Here is a 16403-nt window from a genome sequence, read left to right as displayed (position 1 = left end):
CCACGGCAGCCACCCGGTGTGGCACCGTTCGACCGTGGTCGTCGGACGGGTCCCCCGGCGGTGAGCCCGGCCCGCGGCCGGCGCCGTCCGGCCCGTCCCCTGCGCAGCCCGGCCCGGGTGATCGCCTCGGCCTTCGCCGCGGCGGTCGCGGTGGGGACCGCCCTGCTGAGCCTGCCCGTCGCCACCGCGGGACCCGGCCGGGCCGACCTGCTCACCGCGCTGTTCCACGCGACGTCGGCCGTCTGCGTCACCGGTCTGGTCACCGTGGACACCGGCACCTACTGGTCAGGGTTCGGCCAGACCGTGCTGCTGCTGCTCATCCAGGCCGGCGGACTGGGCATCGCCACGCTGGCCACGCTGCTGGCGCTGCTGGTCTCCCGCCGGCTGGGGCTGCGGGCCCGGCTGGTCGCCCAGGTGGAGACCAAGGCGCTGACGGCGGCGGACCTGCGGCCGGTGGTGCGCCGGGTCGTCGTCTTCGTGCTGTCCGCCGAGACGGTGGTCGCGGTGGTCCTGGCCCTGCGCTTCGCCCTGGGGTACGGCGAGGCCGTGCCGGCGGCGGTGTGGAGCGGGGTCTTCCACGCGGTGTCGGCGTTCAACAACGCCGGTTTCGGGCTGCGGGCCGACAGCCTGGTGGGCTACGTCGACGACCCGGTGGTCAGCCTCACCATCTGCCTGGCCGTGGTCGTCGGCGGGCTGGGGTTCCCGGTGGTCTTCGAGCTCGCCCGGGAGTGGCGGACCCCCCGGTCGTGGTCGGTGCTCACCCGCATCACCGTGGTCTGGTCGGGCACCCTGCTGCTGTTCGGCACGGTGGTGTTCCTGGCCGTCGAGGCCCGCAACCCCGGGACCCTCGGCCCGCTGGGCGGCGGGACGAAGGTGCTGGCCGCGTTCGTCGCCGCCGTCATGCCCCGCACCGCCGGGTTCAACAACCTCGACATCGCCGCCTACCAACCCGAGACGCTGCTGCTCACCGATGCGCTGATGTTCATCGGCGGTGGGTCGGCCGGCACCGCGGGCGGCATCAAGGTGACCACCTTCGGCGTGCTGGCCTACGTGCTGTGGGCCGAGCTGCGCGGGGACCCCGACGTCGAGGTCGGTCGCCGCAGGGTGCCCGCCGCCAACCAGCGGCAGGCGCTGGCGGTGGCCCTGCTCGGCCTCGGGCTGGTGGCGGTCGGCACCTTCGTGGTCGAGGCGCTGACCGACCTGGGCTTCGACCAGGTGCTGTTCGAGGTGGTCTCCGCCTTCGCCACCGTGGGGTTGTCGACCGGGGTGACCGCCGGGCTCCCCCCGGCCGCCCAGGTGGTGCTCGTCGTGCTGATGTTCGTGGGCCGGATCGGACCGCTCACCCTGGCGACGGGGCTCGCCCTGCGCGAGCGCGCCCGCCGACGCCGGCTGCCCGAGGAGAGGATCATCGTTGGCTGACCACAAGGACCCCGTCGCCGTCATCGGGCTGGGCCGCTTCGGTACCGCGCTGGCGCTCGAGCTGGTCGCCACGGGCACCGAGGTGCTCGCCGTCGACCACCGCGCCGACGTCGTGCAGAAGCTGTCGGGCCGGCTCGACCAGGTCGTGGTCGCCGACTCCACCGACCCCGACGCGCTCGCCGAGATCGGCATCGCCGACGTCCCGCGGGTGGTGGTGGCCATCGGCAGCTCGCTGGAGGCCAGCATCCTGACCACCGCCCTGCTGTCCGAGCTCGGCGTCCCCACCATCTGGGCCAAGGCGACCACCCGGCAGCAGGCCACCATCCTCGAGCGCGTGGGCGCCCACCACGTGGTGTTCCCCGAGCGGGACATGGGCGAGCGGATCGCGCACCTGGTCTCGGGCCGGGTGCTGGACTGGGTGGAGCTCGACCCCGGCTGGGTCGTGGCCAAGGCCCGGCCGCCGCGGGAGATCGTCGGCGTGCCGCTGGGCGAGACGGGGCTACGCCGGCGGCACCGGGTCACGGTGGTGTCGGTGCGCCCGGAGAACCAGCCCTCCTTCACCCACGCCGACCGCGACACCGTGCTCAGCTACGGCAGCGTCGTGGTGGTCGCCGGGCGCCCCGCCGACGTGGAGAGGTTCCTCGACCTGCCCTGACGAGCGGCCCCATCGACGACGAGAGGCCCCACCCGGAGCGGGTGGGGCCTCTCGTCTGCATTGTGGGCAAGGGGGGAGTTGAACCCCCACGTCCTCTCGGACACACGGACCTGAACCGTGCGCGTCTGCCATTCCGCCACTTGCCCTGGCGGAGGAGAACACTAGCAGCCCCCTCCGAGCGACATCTCCCCGGGGCGTCGCGCGCTCGTCGGCCGGACCACGGGGCCCGTCCCGGTTACGATCGCCGACGGAGTCAGTAGGAGGTCAGCCGAGCGTAGGGAGCGACTGTGGGCGTGCTGCAGCGCTTCGAGCGGCGCCTGGAGGGCATGGTCGGGCTCGCTTTCGCGCGCATCTTCAAGGGCAAGGTGCACCCGGCCGAGATCGCCAAGGCCCTCCAGCGCGAGGCCACCGAGCAGCGCAAGGTGATGGGCGAGGGGCGGGTGCTGGTGCCCAACGTCTACGACGTGCGCCTGGGGCCGGCCGACTACGACAACCTCGCCGAGTGGTCCGAGCAGCTGGCCGCCGAGCTCGCCGACATGGTCGCCGAGCACGTGGAGGACGAGGGCTTCCAGACCTTCGGCGACATCCAGGTCCGCCTCGAGCGCGACGACGAGCTGCACACCGGGGTCTTCGAGGTCGCCTCGCACGTCGCCGACCCCCGCGCCGGCCGCGCCCCGCGCTTCGCCACCGACCTCGCCGACGACTGGGGCGGTCCCGTCCCGGGACCGCCGAACGCCGGCCCGCCGCCAGTGCCCCCGGCCGGGGCCCGCCCGCCGCTGCCGCCCCTGCCCCCGCTGCGGGGTCGCGAGCCGGCCGGCCCCGCGGTCGTCGGCCGCTCGGGGCAGCGGCCCGGGGTCACCCACGTGCTCGTCGTGGACGGCCCGGGCACCCGGCACGTGCTCTCCGCCGGCAGCAACGTGATCGGCCGGGGCACCGAGGCCGACATCCGGCTGCCCGACACCGGGGTCAGCCGCAAGCACGTCGACGTCGTCCTCGAGGGCCCCACGGCCGCCGTCCACGACCTCGGCTCGACCAACGGCACCCTGGTCAACGGCCGCCGCGTCGGCCGGCAGCCGCTGTCCGACGGCGACGTCATCCGCATCGGCCACTCGGTGCTGGTCTACCGGCAGGACGGCGCATGACCGCCGAGATCGTGCTGCAGGCCTTCCGCTTCGGGTTCCTGCTGCTGCTCTGGCTGTTCGTCTTCGCCGCCTTCCGGGTCGTGCGCGCCGACCTGCTCGGCGGGCGCACCGGCCGGGTGTCCTCGGTGCCCCCGCGCGCCCAGGCGGGCAAGAAGAAGGGCAACCGCGGCCCGAAGAACCTCTTCGTCACCGCCGGGCCGCTCTCCGGCACCAAGATCACCCTCGGTGAGCAGGCCATCCTCATCGGCCGCGCCGACGACTCCACCCTCGTCCTCACCGACGACTTCGCCAGCTCGCGCCACGCCCGGCTCACCAACCGCGGCGGCGCCTGGTACGTCGAGGACCTCGGCTCGACCAACGGCACCTACCTGGACCAGCAGCGCGTGCAGGGTCCGCTGCTGGTCGCGCCGGGCCAACCGATCCGGATCGGACAGACCGTGCTGGAGCTGCGCTCATGACGTTGGTGCTGCGCTACGCCGCCCGCTCCGACCGCGGCCTGATCCGCGGCAGCAACCAGGACTCGGTGTACGCCGGTCCGCGCCTGCTGGCCGTCGCCGACGGCATGGGCGGCCACGCGGCCGGCGACGTGGCCAGCAAGGTGGTCATCGCCGCGCTGGAGCACCTGGACGACGACGCACCCACCGGCGACATGCTGGCCTCGCTGCGCAACGCCGTGTTCGACGGCAGCGAGCACCTGCGCGAGGTCATCCGCGAGTCGCCCGAGCTCGAGGGCATGGGCACCACGCTCACCGCCGTGCTGTTCGCCGGCGGCCGGCTGGCGCTGTGCCACGTGGGCGACTCCCGGGCCTACCTGGTGCGCGATGGCCAGCTGTCGCAGATCACCCACGACGACACCTTCGTGCAGACCCTCATCGACGACGGCCGCATCACCGAGGACGAGGCGAACAGCCACCCGCAGCGCTCGCTGCTGCTGCGCGCGCTCAACGGCCAGGACGTCGACCCCGACCTCTCGATGCGCGAGGCCCGCGCGGGCGACCGCTACCTGCTGTGCTCCGACGGCCTGTCCGGCGTGGTGAGCCACGAGACGATGGCCGAGGCGCTGCGCGACCCCGACCCGCAGGCCACCGCCGACCGGCTGATCGAGCTGGCCCTGCGCAGCGGCGGCCCGGACAACATCACCTGCATCGTCGCCGACGTGGTCGACGACGACGGCAGCTCCCGCATCGACCCGGTGGTCGACGGCGCCGCCGGTGACAACCGCGGCCAGCGCGAGGTGGACCCCCGCTCCGCCGCCGGCCGGGCCGCCCTCGCCGACCCCCGCCCGGCCCCCCCACCGGTCGCCACCGCCACCGCCAGCCCGCCGGTGAAGCGGCGCCGGCCGCTGCGCACCGCCCTGCTCGCGCTGGGCGTGGTGGTCGTGCTGGCCGCCGCGGCCGTCGGCTTCTACGCCTTCGTCGGCAACCACTGGTTCGTCCGCTCGGTCGACGGTGGCGACGTCGCGGTCTACCGCGGCGTCAACGCCTCCCTCGCCGGCGTCGACCTCTACCGCCTGGACACCACCACCGACCTCGCGCTCGCCGACCTCACGCAGTCCGCCCGCAGCCGCGTCGAGTCCGGCATCGAGGCCGACGACCGGGCCGACGCCGACCGCATCCTGGACAACCTCCTCGAGCTGCGGCTGCCGCTGTGCCGCACCGCGGCCCCCAGCACCACCAGCGCCTCCCCCACCACGACCGCCCCGAGCACCGCACCCACCAGCCCCAGCGGCACGGCGGCGCCCACCCTGGACCCGGGCGCGACCGGCCTCCCGGTGCCCACCACGACCGCCCCGCCGACCACCAGCACGCAGCCGTCGACGTCGGCCCGGACGCAGGAGCCGGGAGTGGACTGCCGGGAGGCGGACTGATGGCCGCCCCCGCCGCCGGCCCGGCCGGCAACCCCGGCACCGACCCCAAGCAGGCCGTCCCCGGCGTCACCACCCCACCCAAGCGCCGGGGCACCGAGCTGCTGATGCTCGCCTTCGCGGTGGTCATCACCCTCGCCGCGCAGACCATCGTCGACATCACCGTCACCGGCGCGCCCAGCCCCGAGATCGCCACGTTCGGGCTGTGGTTCACCGGGCTGTGGGTGGTCGCGCACCTGGTCGTCCGACGCTTCGCGCCCTACGCCGACCCGCTGCTGCTGCCCTGCGTCGCGGTGCTCACCGGACTGGGCCTGTCGATGATCCACCGGCTCGACATCGCCGCCAACGCCCTCGGGGAGTCGGTGTCCGCCCGGGAGGACGCCCCCACCCAGCTGCTGTGGGCCACCGTCGGCCTGGTGCTGTTCGTCGCCGTCCTGCTGGTCGTGCGCGACCACCGGGCGCTGTCCCGGCTCGCGTACACGATCGGCCTCGTCGGCCTGGTGCTGCTGGCCGTCCCGGCGGTGCTGCCCGCGTCGCTGTCGGAGGTCAACGGCGCCAAGATCTGGATCCGGGTCGCCGGCTTCTCCATCCAGCCCGGTGAGTTCGCCAAGATCTGCCTGATCGTCTTCTTCGCCGCCTACCTGGTCGACAAGCGCGACGTGCTCGCCCTGGCCAGCCGCCGGGTGCTCGGCCTCGAGGTGCCCCGCGCCCGCGACCTCGGGCCGGTCCTGGTCGCCTGGGCCGTGTCGATCCTCGTGCTGGTGTTCGAGCGCGACCTGGGCAGCTCGCTGCTGCTGTTCGGGATCTTCGTGGTGATGCTCTACATCGCCACCGAGCGGGCCTCCTGGCTGCTCATCGGCGTGCTGCTGTTCGCCGTCGGCGGCACCGTGGCCTACCAGCTGTTCGGCCACGTGCGCGTGCGCGTCGACACCTGGCTCGACCCGTTCGCCTACTACCCCGACGGTGGCGGCTACCAGGTCGTCCAGTCGCTGTTCGGCCTGGGCACCGGCGGCCTGTTCGGCGCGGGGCTCGGTGGCGGGCGGCCCGACCAGGTGCCGGTGGCCAAGAGCGACTTCATCGCCGCGGCGATCGGCGAGGAGCTGGGCCTGTTCGGCCTGGTCGCCGTCGTCGTCCTGTACCTGGTGCTGGTCGAGCGCGGACTGCGCACCTCCCTGGTGGTCCGCGACGGCTTCGGCAAGCTGCTCGCCGCCGGCCTGGCCTTCGGGGTGGCCTGGCAGGTCTTCGTCGTCCTCGGCGGCGTCACCGGGCTGCTGCCGCTGACCGGCCTGACCACCCCGTTCGTCGCCTACGGCGGGTCGTCGCTGGTGGCCAACTTCGGCCTGGTCGCCCTGCTGGTGCGGATCAGCGACGCCGCCCGCCGCCCGGCTGCCCCGCCGGCGCCCCTGGCCCCGAAGCTGGGCGAGGCGCTGACCGAGGTGGTCAAGCCGTGAACTCGCCGCTGCGCAAGGTCTCCATCAGCGTGATGGTGCTGTTCACGCTGCTGATCCTCAACGCCAACTACATCCAGGTGGTGCGCTCCTCGGAGCTGCGGTCCAGCCAGTACAACACCCGCATCCTGGCCGAGGCGTACGACCGGGAACGCGGGCAGATCGTCGTCGCCGGCAACCCGGTCGCGCAGTCCGTGCGCACCGACGACGCGTTGACCTACCTGCGCCAGTACCCCCAGGGCGAGCTGTACTCGACGGTCACCGGCTACTACTCGTTGGTCTACGGCAACACCGGCATCGAGCAGACCGAGAACGAGATCCTCGCCGGCTCCGACGACCGGCTGGCCTTCCGCCGCATCGCCGATCTGCTCACCGGCCGCGACCCCTCGGGTGGCAACGTCGAGCTGACCCTCGACCCGGCCGCCCAGCAGGCCGCCTACGACGCCCTGGACGGCGTCGAGGGCGCCGCGGTCGCCCTTGACCCCGCGACCGGCGCCGTGCTGGCCATGGTCAGCAGCCCCGGGTACGACCCCAACCAGCTCTCCAGCCACGACCCCGACGCCATCCGCGCCTACGCCGAGCAGCTGGCCGCCCAGGACCCCGACCCGCGGGTCAACCAGACCATCGCCGAGCGGCACTCCCCCGGCTCGGTGTTCAAGCTCATCACCGCCGCTGCGGCCCTGGAGGACGGCTACACCGCCGACACCGTCGTCCCGGCCCCCCAGTTCTACCGACTGCCCGGCACCACGACCGACCTGCCGAACTTCAACCGCGAGGTCTGCGACCCCAGCGGTGAGCAGGCCCTGATCCAGGCCCTGACCATCTCGTGCAACACCGCCTTCGCCCAGCTGGGTGTGGAGCTCGGCGAGGACCGGGTGCGGGCGGCCGCCGAGGCCTTCGGCATCGACCAGGGCGGGTTCGAGATGCCGCTGGGCGTCGTGGAGAGCACGGTGGGGGACATCGACGGCGACGCGCAGCTGGCGGTGGCCTCCATCGGTCAGCAGAACGTGCAGATCACCCCCCTGCAGGGGGCGATGATCGCGTCCGCCATCGCCAACGACGGCGAGCTGATGACCCCCTACCTGGTCGACCAGCTGCAGGCCCCCGACCTCAGCGTCGTGGACCAGACCAGGCCCGAGGTGCGCGGCCAGCCGGTCTCGGCCGGCGTCGCCGAGCAGCTGCAGGAGATGATGGTCAGCGTCGTCCAGAACGGCTCGGGCCGACGCGCGCAGATCGACGGGTACACCGTCGGCGGCAAGACCGGTACCGCGCAGACCACGGCCGACGCCGACGACAACCAGTGGTTCGTCGGGTTCGCCGGGCCCGACGGCGACCCCCGGATCGCGGTCGCCGTCTTCATCCAGGGTGGGCAGGGGACCGGTGGTGACCTGTCTGCGCCGGTGGCGCAGCAGATCATGTCGGCCTACCTCGCCGCTGGCGGGGGCGGGTAGATGTCGCTGCACGTGGGCAGCGTCCTGGCCGGGCGCTACGAGATCACCGCACCCATCGCCACTGGCGGCATGGGTGAGGTGTGGCGGGCCACCGACCGCACGCTGGGCCGCACGGTCGCGGCGAAGGTGCTCAAGAGCGAGTACACCGGCGACCGCAACTTCCTGGAGCGCTTCCGCAACGAGGCCCGGCACACCGCCGGGCTGGCCCACCAGAACATCGCCTCGGTCTACGACTACGGCGAGATCAGCGACGACGACGGCCGGCCGCTGGCCTTCCTGGTCATGGAGTACGTCGAGGGCGAGCCGCTGGTGGCCATCCTCGACCGGGAGACCACCCTGTCGCCCGAGCGCACCCTCGACGTCCTCGCCCAGGCCGGCGACGGGCTGTCGGCCGCGCACCGGGCCGGGGTGGTGCACCGCGACATCAAGCCCGGCAACCTCATGGTCCGGCCCGACGGCGTGGTCAAGCTGACCGACTTCGGCATCGCCTGGGCCCGCGACGCCGCCCCGCTCACCCGCACCGGCATGGTCGTGGGCACCGCGCAGTACCTCTCCCCCGAGCAGGCGCAGGGATTCCAGGTCACCGCCGCCTCCGACGTCTACTCCCTCGGCATCCTGGGCTACGAGTGCCTGGCCGGGAACCGACCCTTCGACGGCGAGTCGCAGGTCGCCATCGCCCTGGCCCAGATCAACCGCCCGCCGCCCCCGCTGCCGCCCACCGTGCCCGCGCCGGTGCGCGCGCTGGTGGAGAGGGCGCTGGCCAAGGACCCGGCGGCCCGGTTCGCCGACGGCGGGGCCCTCGCCGACGCCGCCCGCCGGGTGGCCGCCGGTGGACCGGGACCCGACACCGCGGCCGCGACCGCGTTCATCCCCGCGGTCGGCGGGGACGGCACCCAGGTCATCGGCGCCGCCGCCGGCCCGGCCACGGCCGGGGGTCCCTCGACGGCGCCCCGCACGATGCCCCCGCTGCAGGGTCCCCCGGTCGACGACGACGTCGATCGCTGGGACGACGACGAGGGCCGCCGCCGGCGGTCCCCGTGGCCGTGGGTGGCCGCGGCTGCCGTCCTGCTGCTCGTCCTGGGCGCCGTGCTGGCCTTCTCCCTGCTCGGCGACGACGGCGACCAGGACCGGTCCCCGGGGACGACGACCACACCCCCGGCGACGACCACCTCCGCGCCCGCCACCAGCACCGCGCCGACCACCTCGGCGCCGGGGAGCTCGGCGGAGGAGACCACCGACGGTGGTGGCGAGGAGCCGACGGAGGAGCCAGGTCAGGAGACCTCCCAGGTGCCGGTCCCCACCGCGACGACCACGACCCGCACGACCACGCCCGCACCCCCCACCACGACACCGCCGGCGACCACGACCACCCCGGCCACGACCACACCCTCGGAGACGACCGTCGCCCCCGGCCAGCCCGACGCGGGGGCCACGACGTGACCGGGTCCTCGCACGACGCGACCCGCGGCAACCCGACCCGGTCACCCGGATCGCCTACGCTGCCCGATGGCCCGGAGAACCCGGCCGCCGCCCGAGAGGACCGTCGATGACCACCCCGCAGGTTCTCGGTGAGCGCTACGAGATCGGTGGCGTCCTCGGCCGCGGCGGCATGGCCGAGGTGCACCGCGGGCGTGACCTCCGGCTCGGCCGCGAGGTCGCCGTCAAGGTGCTGCGGTCCGACCTGGCCCGCGACCCCTCCTTCCAGGTGCGCTTCCGCCGCGAGGCCCAGGCCGCCGCGTCCCTGAACCACCCGGCCATCGTCGCGGTCTACGACACCGGTGAGGACCGCACGACGACCGGCGCCACGCCCTACATCGTCATGGAGTACGTCGAGGGCGAGACGCTGCGCGACGTGCTGCGCCGCGAGGACCGGCTCGACCCCGAGCGCGCCATGTCGCTCACCGCCGACATCTGCGCCGCGCTGGACTTCAGCCACCGCAACGGCATCGTCCACCGCGACGTCAAGCCCGGCAACGTCATGATCACGCCGCAGGGCACGGTCAAGGTGATGGACTTCGGCATCGCCCGCGCGGTGTCGGACTCCGCGGCCACCATGACCTCCACCGCCGCCGTCATCGGCACGGCCCAGTACCTGTCACCCGAGCAGGCGCGCGGCGAGGGCGTCGACGCCCGCTCCGACGTGTACTCCGCGGGCTGCCTGCTCTACGAGCTGGTCACCGGTGCGCCCCCGTTCACCGGTGACTCCCCCGTCGCGGTGGCCTACCAGCACGTGCGCGAGGACCCCCGCACGCCGTCGTCGATCAACCCGGCGGTGCCGGCCGAGCTCGACGCCGTCCTGCTCAAGGCGATGAGCAAGAACCCGGCCAACCGCTACCAGTCGGCCGCCGAGATGCGCAGCGACCTGCTGCGCGCCGTCGCCGGCCAGCGGGTCGAGGCCACCCCGGTCATGGGTGACGCCGAGCGCACCTCCTACCTCGGGGCCGCCGGCGCCGGCTACCCCGGCCAGGACGACCACTGGGACGCCGAGGACGAGGCCGCCGCCCGACGCCGCAAGCGCGGGCTCGTCGCGCTGGCCGTGGCCGGCGTGCTGGTGCTCGCCGGCCTCGTGGCGCTGCTCGTCGGGCTCAACAGCGGCGACGGCGAGGACACCCCCGTCGAGCCCACGGTCGCCAGCGTCCAGGTGCCGAACCTGGTCGAGCAGACCCAGGCCGCGGCCGAGGCCGCGCTCGGCCAGCAGGGGCTCGAGGTCGGCGAGGTGACCACCGAGGCCAGCAGCACGGTCGCCCAGGGTTCGGTCATCAGCACCGACCCCGCGGCCGGGCAGACCGTCGACGAGGGCACCGCGGTCAACCTGGTGGTCAGCGCCGGCCCCGACACCGTCGCCATCCCCAACGTCATCGGGCTCACCGAGGACGAGGCACGGGCCAACCTCGAGAACCAGGGCTTCGACCGGGTGAACAGCCGGCAGGTGGCCTCCACGGCCACGGCCGGTGAGGTCGTCGCCGTCGACCCGGGCCAGGGTTCCCAGGCCGACCCGGCGACGACCACGATCACGCTGAGCGTCTCCACGGGCAGCGCGCAGGTCCCCGACGTGCGCGGGCAGACCTTCGAGCAGGCGCGCGCCACCCTGCAGCAGGCCGGGTTCACCAACATCACCCAGCAGAACGCCGAGAGCAACGAGGTCCCCCAGGGACAGGCGATCGGCACCGATCCCGAGGCCGGTCAGCAGGCGACCGCGACCGACGAGATCCGGGTGCTGATCGCGGTGCCGGTGCCCACCACGGCGCCGACGACCACCAGCGCACCGCCCACGACCACCGCGCCCCCCACCGGCACCGGCATCCCGATCCCGACCGCCCCCAACAACTGAGCGGGTCCTTCGTCGGGGGACCCTCCGGGCCCCCGCTCCTCAGGACACCGCGGTCAGCAGCCTCGTCGCGGCTGCCGATGCCTGCTCGACGAGTTCCTGGTCGACCTGGACGCCGCACTGGGTGAGCCAGTTCGCCAGCATCTGGTGGCCGCCCTCGGTCAGCACCGACTCGGGGTGGAACTGGACGCCCTCGATCGGCAGCTCGCGGTGCCGCAGCGCCATGACGATGCCCGACGGGGTGCGCCCCGTGACCTCCAGCTCGGCGGGGACCGTCGCCGACTCCACCGCCAGCGAGTGGTAGCGCGTGGCGGTGAACGGCGAGGGCAGGCCAGCCAGCACGCCCACGCCGTCGTGCACCACCTCGCTGGTCTTGCCGTGCAGCAGCTCGGGGGCCCGCACGACGTCACCGCCGAAGGCCTCCGCGATGGCCTGGTGACCCAGGCAGACGCCCAGGACCGGCACACCGGCCTCCGCGGCGGCCCGCACCATCGGCACGGTCACCCCGGCGTCGGTCGGCGTCCCCGGCCCCGGGGACAGCAGCACCCCGGCCACCTCGAGGTCGCCGAGCTCATCGACCGCCACCGCGTCGTTGCGGCGCACCACGCTGGGGACGCCGAGCTGACCGAGGTACTGGACCAGGTTGTAGACGAAGCTGTCGAAGTTGTCGACGACGAGCACGCGGGCCGCCGGTCCTGCTGCCCGCTCGCTCACCGGTCCACCGTCACGTCGTTGAAGGGCAGCTTCGGCTCGACCCACGGGAAGACGACGAACAGCAGCAGCGCGCACACCGCGAGCACGAGCACGAGCGCCTGCACCGCCTTCACCGCCGTCCCGCCGGGGAGGTGCCGCCAGATCCAGGTGTACATCAGCCCTCGCTCAGCGCCGGCGGGCCCTGCGGGGCGTCCGCCTTCGGGACGGGGTCGCCGTCGAGCACCGCGTGCACGATCAGCCGCTCGCGGGCGGAGAACTTCGGGTGACAGGTGGTCAGGGTCAGGTAGGCCCCCGACGCCGGCCCGTCGAGGGGCCCGTTCGGGGTGGGGGCGATGACCGACACGTCGGTGGGGAGCACGATCTGCTGACCGGGGATGCCGTTGGGGTCGTCGCCGCCGAGGACCCGGTAGACGTACCAGTCGGTCTCGGTCTCGATCACGATCGGGTCGCCGGCCCGCAGCTGGTCGAGGTCGAGGAACGGCGACCCCTTGCCCACGCGGTGCCCGGCGAGGGCGAAGTTGCCCTGCTCGCCCGGCATGGCCGAGTCCACGTAGTGGCCCGGGCCCTCGACCAGCTCGTCCTCGTCGGTGCCCTCCAGGACGACCTTGACGTAGTCCGCACCGAAGCGGGGGATGCGGATGAAGGCGAACCCCTCGCCCAAGGGCACCTCGGAGAGGCCGCCGCCGGGCAGGGTCGGCACGGTGGGGTCCCCGCCCGCCCAGTCCTCGCGCAGCTCCGAGGACAGCGCGTCCTGCTTGCGGTCGCTGGTCAGGTCGGTCACCCAGACCTCGTAGACGACGAACAGCAGCACCACGAGGCCGGCGGTGACCAGCAGCTGGCCCACCCCGCGGATGCCGGTGCGCACGAGGTCGCCCCGGGTGCGCGCGGGCCGCGCCGCCGGCTCGTCGTCGTCCGCCGTACCGGCCGCAGCGTCGTCCGTCGTGTCGTACGTCGTGCCGTCCGCCGTGCCGTCGAGGGGGGGCACCGCGGGCACCCGGTCGGTCCACACGGTGGCGTCGCCGTCCGGGGGCGGGAGCTCGGCGGCAGCCGGCTCCTCGGGCGCGTGCCGGCCGCGGCGTCGGCCGCCGGTCCCCGCGTCGTCCATGGTTCCTCCCCTGCCCGAGTGCCGCGCTCAGCCGGCGGCCGAGGCGTACTGCAGGTCCAGCGGGCCATCGTAGGCGGGCAACGAGACCTCCGAGCGGTCCTGCACCCGGTAGGTGAGGCCGAAGCGGTCGACCGCCTGCTGGAGCAGGGCCACCTCGTAGGACTGGCCGAGCCGGTCGCGCATGGTGTCGGCGTCGCCCACGGCCGTGATGACGAACGGCGGGGAGTACGTGCGGCCCTGCAGCAGCAGCACGTTGCCGACGCAGCGCACCGCGCTGGTGGCCACCAGCCGCTGGCCCATGATCGTGACCCCGTCGGCCCCCGCCGCCCACAGCGCGTTCACCACGCCCTGCACGTCGGACTGGTGGATGACCAACGAGTCGGGCGAGGCACCCCGCGGCAGGGTGCCGTTGGCGTTCTGGGGGGCGTCGTCGAGGGTGATCTCCACCCCGGCGCCGCGCAGCGCGGTGAACCCGGCCGAGGTCTCCTCCGCGGCGCCGGCAGCGGTGGCCGCGGCCACCTCGCCGTTGCGGCCGGCCTCGGCCTCGGTGAGGGCCTGCACCCGGTCCTGCAGGGAGGTGAGCTGGCTGCTGGCGGTCTCGTTGGCCGCGTCGAGCTGGCGGACGAGCTCGGACAGCTGGGTGGTGTCCCCGGCCCGCAGGTCTGTGCCGCGGGCGGTCTGCCCCGACGTCGCGAAGAGCAGCCCGGCGACGAGCGCCACGACGGGGACCAGGGCCCCCCACACGGAGGGTCGGCGTCGGCGCACGGGACCACCTCCGGGGGGTTCGGGAGCGCACGGTGCGGCAGGTCGACCGCCCGGCCACCGCACTCAGCTTAGGCTGGGGGCGGTCCGGACCGGTCCCAGCCCACGCTGGCGGCCGGTCCTCGCAGGTCCGGCAGCAGGTCGGGCCGCACGAACCGGTCCGAGGAGTCGTCGCGGTGCCCAAGAGCAAGGTGCGCAAGAAGTCGGTGTACACCCCGCCGGAGGGCGTGCTCCCCTCCAGCGCGAGCCGGGCCCGGGCCGCAGCACCCAGCCCCCGCTGGTACGCCCCCGTGATGATCGGCCTGATGCTGCTCGGCCTGGTCTGGATCGTCGTGTACTACGTCGCCGGGGACCAGATCCCGTTCATGGTGTCCCTGTCGGCCTGGAACTTCGCCATCGGCTTCGGGGCCATGGTGGCCGGGCTGGTCATGAGCATGCGCTGGCGCTGAGCGCCGGCGGACCGGCTCAGCCCTCCTGCGGGGCGCGCCGGTCCTCGATCGCGGGCTGGTCGGCGAACAGCGGCGGCAGGTACCGCAGCATGAGCGCCGACCAGGTGAGGTGGGTCAGCACCGGGGCCTGGATCCCGCCGGTGACCTTGCGCTGCCAGCCGAACAGCAGGCCCATGGCCACCGAGGCGAGCACCAGGGCCGGGTTGCGGGTCGAGGTCGTGGCCAGCCCGTAGACGGCGGTGGACTTCAGCACCGGGTTGTCGGTGCCGGCCGCGGCGTAGAGCGCCCCCCGGAAGAAGACCTCCTCGGCCACCCCGTTGGTCAGCGTCGTCATGGTCACCAGGGCCGGGTTGCCCTGGTGGGCGTACCGCAGCACCCGGGTGACCGCGGCGTTGAGCAGCGGGATCCGCTTGGCCACCAGGGCCGCGCCGTAGAACAGCCCGAACACCCCGGCGCCGGTGACCACCGGGGTCACCACCGGGCGGTGCAGCGTCTCGCGCGGGGAGCGCATCCAGCCACGGTGCAGCGGCCCCGAGGCCACCCCGCCGGCGACCCAGGTGCCCGCCACGGCCATGGTGAGCGCGTAGAACTCCCGCGAGTCCGGCTTCTGCGACAGCGACACACCGAGCAGCCCGGCGCCGGTCACGGCCACGGCCGCGGTGACCCGGCGCCGGCGCCGGAAGGCCCGGTCGGTCTCCCGGTGGTCGCGCGGCACCGGGTCGACCAACCAGGCCGGGGCCGCAGCGACCAGCCGGTCGCGCAGCCGGTCCAGCCGCGAGGCGCCGGTCATGCCCGTGCCCCCCGGGCCAGCAGCCCGAGGTGCCGGCGCCGGCCCCCCTCGCCCTGCTTCGCCGCCCGGCGCTCCCGGGCCCGTTCGCCGAGGGCCTGAAGCACCGCGGTGTCGTAGTCCACCGGCTCGAAGGGGACCACCTGCCGGATCGCGTCGTCGCGCACGACCACCTCGTTGCTCATGGAGTCGATCAGGTTGCGGCCGGTCTGCAGGTCGACGTCGGTGACCAGGGACAGCCAGTGGGAGGACAACCGGGGGCTGAGCAGCGGCACCGGGAGGACGAACAGGTGCCGGCCCTGGATCTCGGCCACCCGGGTCAACATCTCCAGGTACTCGAGGACGTCGGGCCCACCCACCTCGAACACCCGGCCCTCGGCCTCGGGCGCCTCCAGCACGCCGACGAGGTACCGGACGACGTCGTCGACCGCGATCGGCTGGGTGCGGGTGTGCACCCACCGCGGGGTGACCATCGCCGGCAGGTGGGCGACCAGCTGGCGGGTCATCTCCCAGGAGACCCCGCCGTGGCCGACCACGATGCCCGCGCGCAGCACGGTCACCGGGACGCCGGCCTCGCCCAGCAGCCGCTCGACCTCGCGGCGGCTGCGCAGGTGGTCGGACAGGTCGTCGGCGTCGTCACCCAGCCCGCCCAGGTAGACGATCCGGCGCACGCCCGCAGCGGCCGCCGCGCGGCCGAAGGCACGGGCCGCCGCGGCGTCCTCGGTCACGAAGGAGGCGTCGCCGAGGGAGTGCACCAGGTAGTAAGCGGCCTCGCAGCCCTCGAGGGCGCGGCGCAGCGACCCCTCGTCGGACACGTCGCCGGCGACAGGTTCCCCGGCACCGCGGTAGCTGTCCGGACGGCGGGTCATCGCCCGCACTCGGTGGCCCTCCTCGACCAGGGCCGGCGCGAGCCGGCCACCCACGAACCCCGACGCTCCCGTCACCAGAACCTGCACCCGCCCAGCCTCGGGGTTGCCCGGCCGCCCCGCAGCGCGAGTGCGACGAACCGGTCCGGTCACGGGTCGAGATGTCGACCGGGAACGGCGGGTCGCGTGTGCACAGGCCGGTCACCTGATCCACAACGCGCCGACGCGACCACCCCCAGGTTTGTCCACGGGGTGTGGAGGGCCCGCTCCCCGGCGCACGCGCCTGACCTGCACGGACACCTACGATGTGACCAGTGGGACGCCGGGGCCACGCACGTAGTTACATCCCTGTTCTTCTGTCCCCACCTGTGCACACAGGTGTGGACGAGTCGACTCGGGGCCGTGACGACCCC

At 74.0% G+C, this 16403-nt stretch carries 16 protein-coding genes and 1 tRNA gene; 10 read left to right on the top strand and 7 right to left on the bottom strand.

Features of this window, described 5'->3' with window-relative positions:
* The first annotated feature begins 60 nt into the window (after positions 1-60).
* Together TEK04_RS08095 and TEK04_RS08090 are read left to right on the top strand one after the other, a co-directional pair.
* Positions 61-1419: a TrkH family potassium uptake protein gene (locus TEK04_RS08095; protein WP_336403815.1), complete on the top strand. Its 1359-nt coding sequence runs from the start codon at positions 61-63 to the stop codon at positions 1417-1419.
* The gene (locus tag TEK04_RS08090; protein ID WP_336403814.1) at positions 1412-2074 is read left to right on the top strand and encodes a potassium channel family protein; all 663 of its coding nucleotides are present in this window, start codon (positions 1412-1414) and stop codon (positions 2072-2074) included. The genes TEK04_RS08095 and TEK04_RS08090 overlap by 8 nt, the downstream gene beginning before the upstream one ends.
* A 63-nt stretch (positions 2075-2137) precedes the next feature.
* Here the strand turns inward: TEK04_RS08090 and TEK04_RS08085 are convergent.
* A tRNA-Leu gene (locus tag TEK04_RS08085) sits at positions 2138-2220 on the bottom strand.
* 141 nt (positions 2221-2361) lie between these two features.
* On the opposite strand from TEK04_RS08085, the gene TEK04_RS08080 reads away from it, so the two are divergent.
* The 7 genes from TEK04_RS08080 to pknB all read left to right on the top strand — a co-directional run bounded on the left by TEK04_RS08080 (position 2362) and on the right by pknB (position 11310).
* Positions 2362-3216 (top strand): FHA domain-containing protein, encoded by an 855-nt coding sequence (locus TEK04_RS08080; RefSeq protein WP_336403813.1) that lies wholly within the window; start codon positions 2362-2364, stop codon positions 3214-3216.
* On the top strand, positions 3213-3674 hold the full coding sequence (locus TEK04_RS08075; RefSeq protein WP_336403812.1) for an FHA domain-containing protein FhaB/FipA: 462 nt from the start codon (positions 3213-3215) through the stop codon (positions 3672-3674). Before TEK04_RS08080 ends, TEK04_RS08075 begins: the two co-directional genes overlap by 4 nt.
* Positions 3671-5083, top strand: a complete 1413-nt coding sequence (locus tag TEK04_RS08070) for a PP2C family protein-serine/threonine phosphatase (protein WP_336403811.1) — start codon at positions 3671-3673, stop codon at positions 5081-5083. The genes TEK04_RS08075 and TEK04_RS08070 overlap by 4 nt, the downstream gene beginning before the upstream one ends.
* Positions 5083-6531 carry an FtsW/RodA/SpoVE family cell cycle protein gene (locus TEK04_RS08065; protein WP_336403810.1) on the top strand — a complete coding sequence of 483 codons (1449 nt, stop codon included), beginning with the start codon at positions 5083-5085 and terminating at the stop codon, positions 6529-6531. The genes TEK04_RS08070 and TEK04_RS08065 overlap by 1 nt, the downstream gene beginning before the upstream one ends.
* Positions 6528-7979, top strand: a complete 1452-nt coding sequence (locus tag TEK04_RS08060; protein ID WP_336403809.1) for a peptidoglycan D,D-transpeptidase FtsI family protein — start codon at positions 6528-6530, stop codon at positions 7977-7979. Before TEK04_RS08065 ends, TEK04_RS08060 begins: the two co-directional genes overlap by 4 nt.
* Positions 7980-9419: a serine/threonine-protein kinase gene (locus tag TEK04_RS08055; protein WP_336403808.1), complete on the top strand. Its 1440-nt coding sequence runs from the start codon at positions 7980-7982 to the stop codon at positions 9417-9419.
* Positions 9420-9525: 106 nt separating this feature from the next.
* On the top strand, positions 9526-11310 hold the full coding sequence (gene pknB / locus TEK04_RS08050) for a Stk1 family PASTA domain-containing Ser/Thr kinase (RefSeq protein ID WP_336403807.1): 1785 nt from the start codon (positions 9526-9528) through the stop codon (positions 11308-11310).
* Between the two features lie 39 nt (positions 11311-11349).
* On the opposite strand, the gene TEK04_RS08045 is transcribed toward pknB, so the two are convergent.
* Genes TEK04_RS08045 through TEK04_RS08030 form a run of 4 tightly spaced genes read right to left on the bottom strand, consistent with a single transcriptional unit; the run spans position 11350 to position 13891 of the window.
* A complete protein-coding gene (locus TEK04_RS08045; protein ID WP_336403806.1) occupies positions 11350-12021 on the bottom strand; it encodes an aminodeoxychorismate/anthranilate synthase component II in 672 nt (223 codons plus the stop codon).
* Positions 12018-12176, bottom strand: a complete 159-nt coding sequence (locus TEK04_RS08040; RefSeq protein WP_336403805.1) for a hypothetical protein — start codon at positions 12174-12176, stop codon at positions 12018-12020. Before TEK04_RS08040 ends, TEK04_RS08045 begins: the two co-directional genes overlap by 4 nt.
* Positions 12176-13126 carry a class E sortase gene (locus TEK04_RS08035; protein WP_336403804.1) on the bottom strand — a complete coding sequence of 317 codons (951 nt, stop codon included), beginning with the start codon at positions 13124-13126 and terminating at the stop codon, positions 12176-12178. The genes TEK04_RS08040 and TEK04_RS08035 overlap by 1 nt, the downstream gene beginning before the upstream one ends.
* Positions 13127-13153: 27 nt before the next feature.
* Entirely contained in the window at positions 13154-13891 is a 738-nt protein-coding gene (locus tag TEK04_RS08030; RefSeq protein ID WP_336403803.1) for a DUF881 domain-containing protein, read from the bottom strand.
* Between the two features lie 173 nt (positions 13892-14064).
* Between TEK04_RS08030 and crgA the strand changes: the two genes are divergently transcribed.
* Entirely contained in the window at positions 14065-14337 is a 273-nt protein-coding gene (gene crgA, locus TEK04_RS08025) for a cell division protein CrgA (protein ID WP_336403802.1), read from the top strand.
* A 16-nt stretch (positions 14338-14353) separates the two neighbouring features.
* On the opposite strand, the gene TEK04_RS08020 is transcribed toward crgA, so the two are convergent.
* Both TEK04_RS08020 and TEK04_RS08015 read right to left on the bottom strand, forming a co-directional pair.
* On the bottom strand, positions 14354-15127 hold the full coding sequence (locus TEK04_RS08020) for a CPBP family intramembrane glutamic endopeptidase (RefSeq protein WP_336403801.1): 774 nt from the start codon (positions 15125-15127) through the stop codon (positions 14354-14356).
* The gene (locus TEK04_RS08015) at positions 15124-16068 is read right to left on the bottom strand and encodes an NAD(P)H-binding protein (RefSeq protein WP_336403800.1); all 945 of its coding nucleotides are present in this window, start codon (positions 16066-16068) and stop codon (positions 15124-15126) included. The genes TEK04_RS08020 and TEK04_RS08015 overlap by 4 nt, the downstream gene beginning before the upstream one ends.
* Positions 16069-16403 lie beyond the last annotated feature (335 nt).

Source organism: Klenkia sesuvii, from assembly GCF_037083825.1.
Classification (GTDB): Bacteria; Actinomycetota; Actinomycetes; order Mycobacteriales; family Geodermatophilaceae; genus Klenkia; species Klenkia sesuvii.
The sequence above is the reverse complement of the archived record's forward strand: the minus strand, read 5'-3'. Positions and strand labels throughout refer to the sequence as shown.

What these genes read in the sequence shown, in the direction of transcription:
- TEK04_RS08075 (WP_336403812.1), top strand. Translation starts at nt 3,213, where the DNA reads ATGACCGCCGAGATCGTGCTGCAGGCCTTCCGCTTCGGGTTCCTGCTG.
- TEK04_RS08070 (WP_336403811.1), top strand. Translation starts at nt 3,671, where the DNA reads ATGACGTTGGTGCTGCGCTACGCCGCCCGCTCCGACCGCGGCCTGATC.
- TEK04_RS08065 (WP_336403810.1), top strand. Translation starts at nt 5,083, where the DNA reads ATGGCCGCCCCCGCCGCCGGCCCGGCCGGCAACCCCGGCACCGACCCC.
- TEK04_RS08055 (WP_336403808.1), top strand. Translation starts at nt 7,980, where the DNA reads ATGTCGCTGCACGTGGGCAGCGTCCTGGCCGGGCGCTACGAGATCACC.
- pknB (WP_336403807.1), top strand. Translation starts at nt 9,526, where the DNA reads ATGACCACCCCGCAGGTTCTCGGTGAGCGCTACGAGATCGGTGGCGTC.
- TEK04_RS08040 (WP_336403805.1), bottom strand. Translation starts at nt 12,176, where the DNA reads ATGTACACCTGGATCTGGCGGCACCTCCCCGGCGGGACGGCGGTGAAG.
- TEK04_RS08035 (WP_336403804.1), bottom strand. Translation starts at nt 13,126, where the DNA reads ATGGACGACGCGGGGACCGGCGGCCGACGCCGCGGCCGGCACGCGCCC.
- TEK04_RS08020 (WP_336403801.1), bottom strand. Translation starts at nt 15,127, where the DNA reads ATGACCGGCGCCTCGCGGCTGGACCGGCTGCGCGACCGGCTGGTCGCT.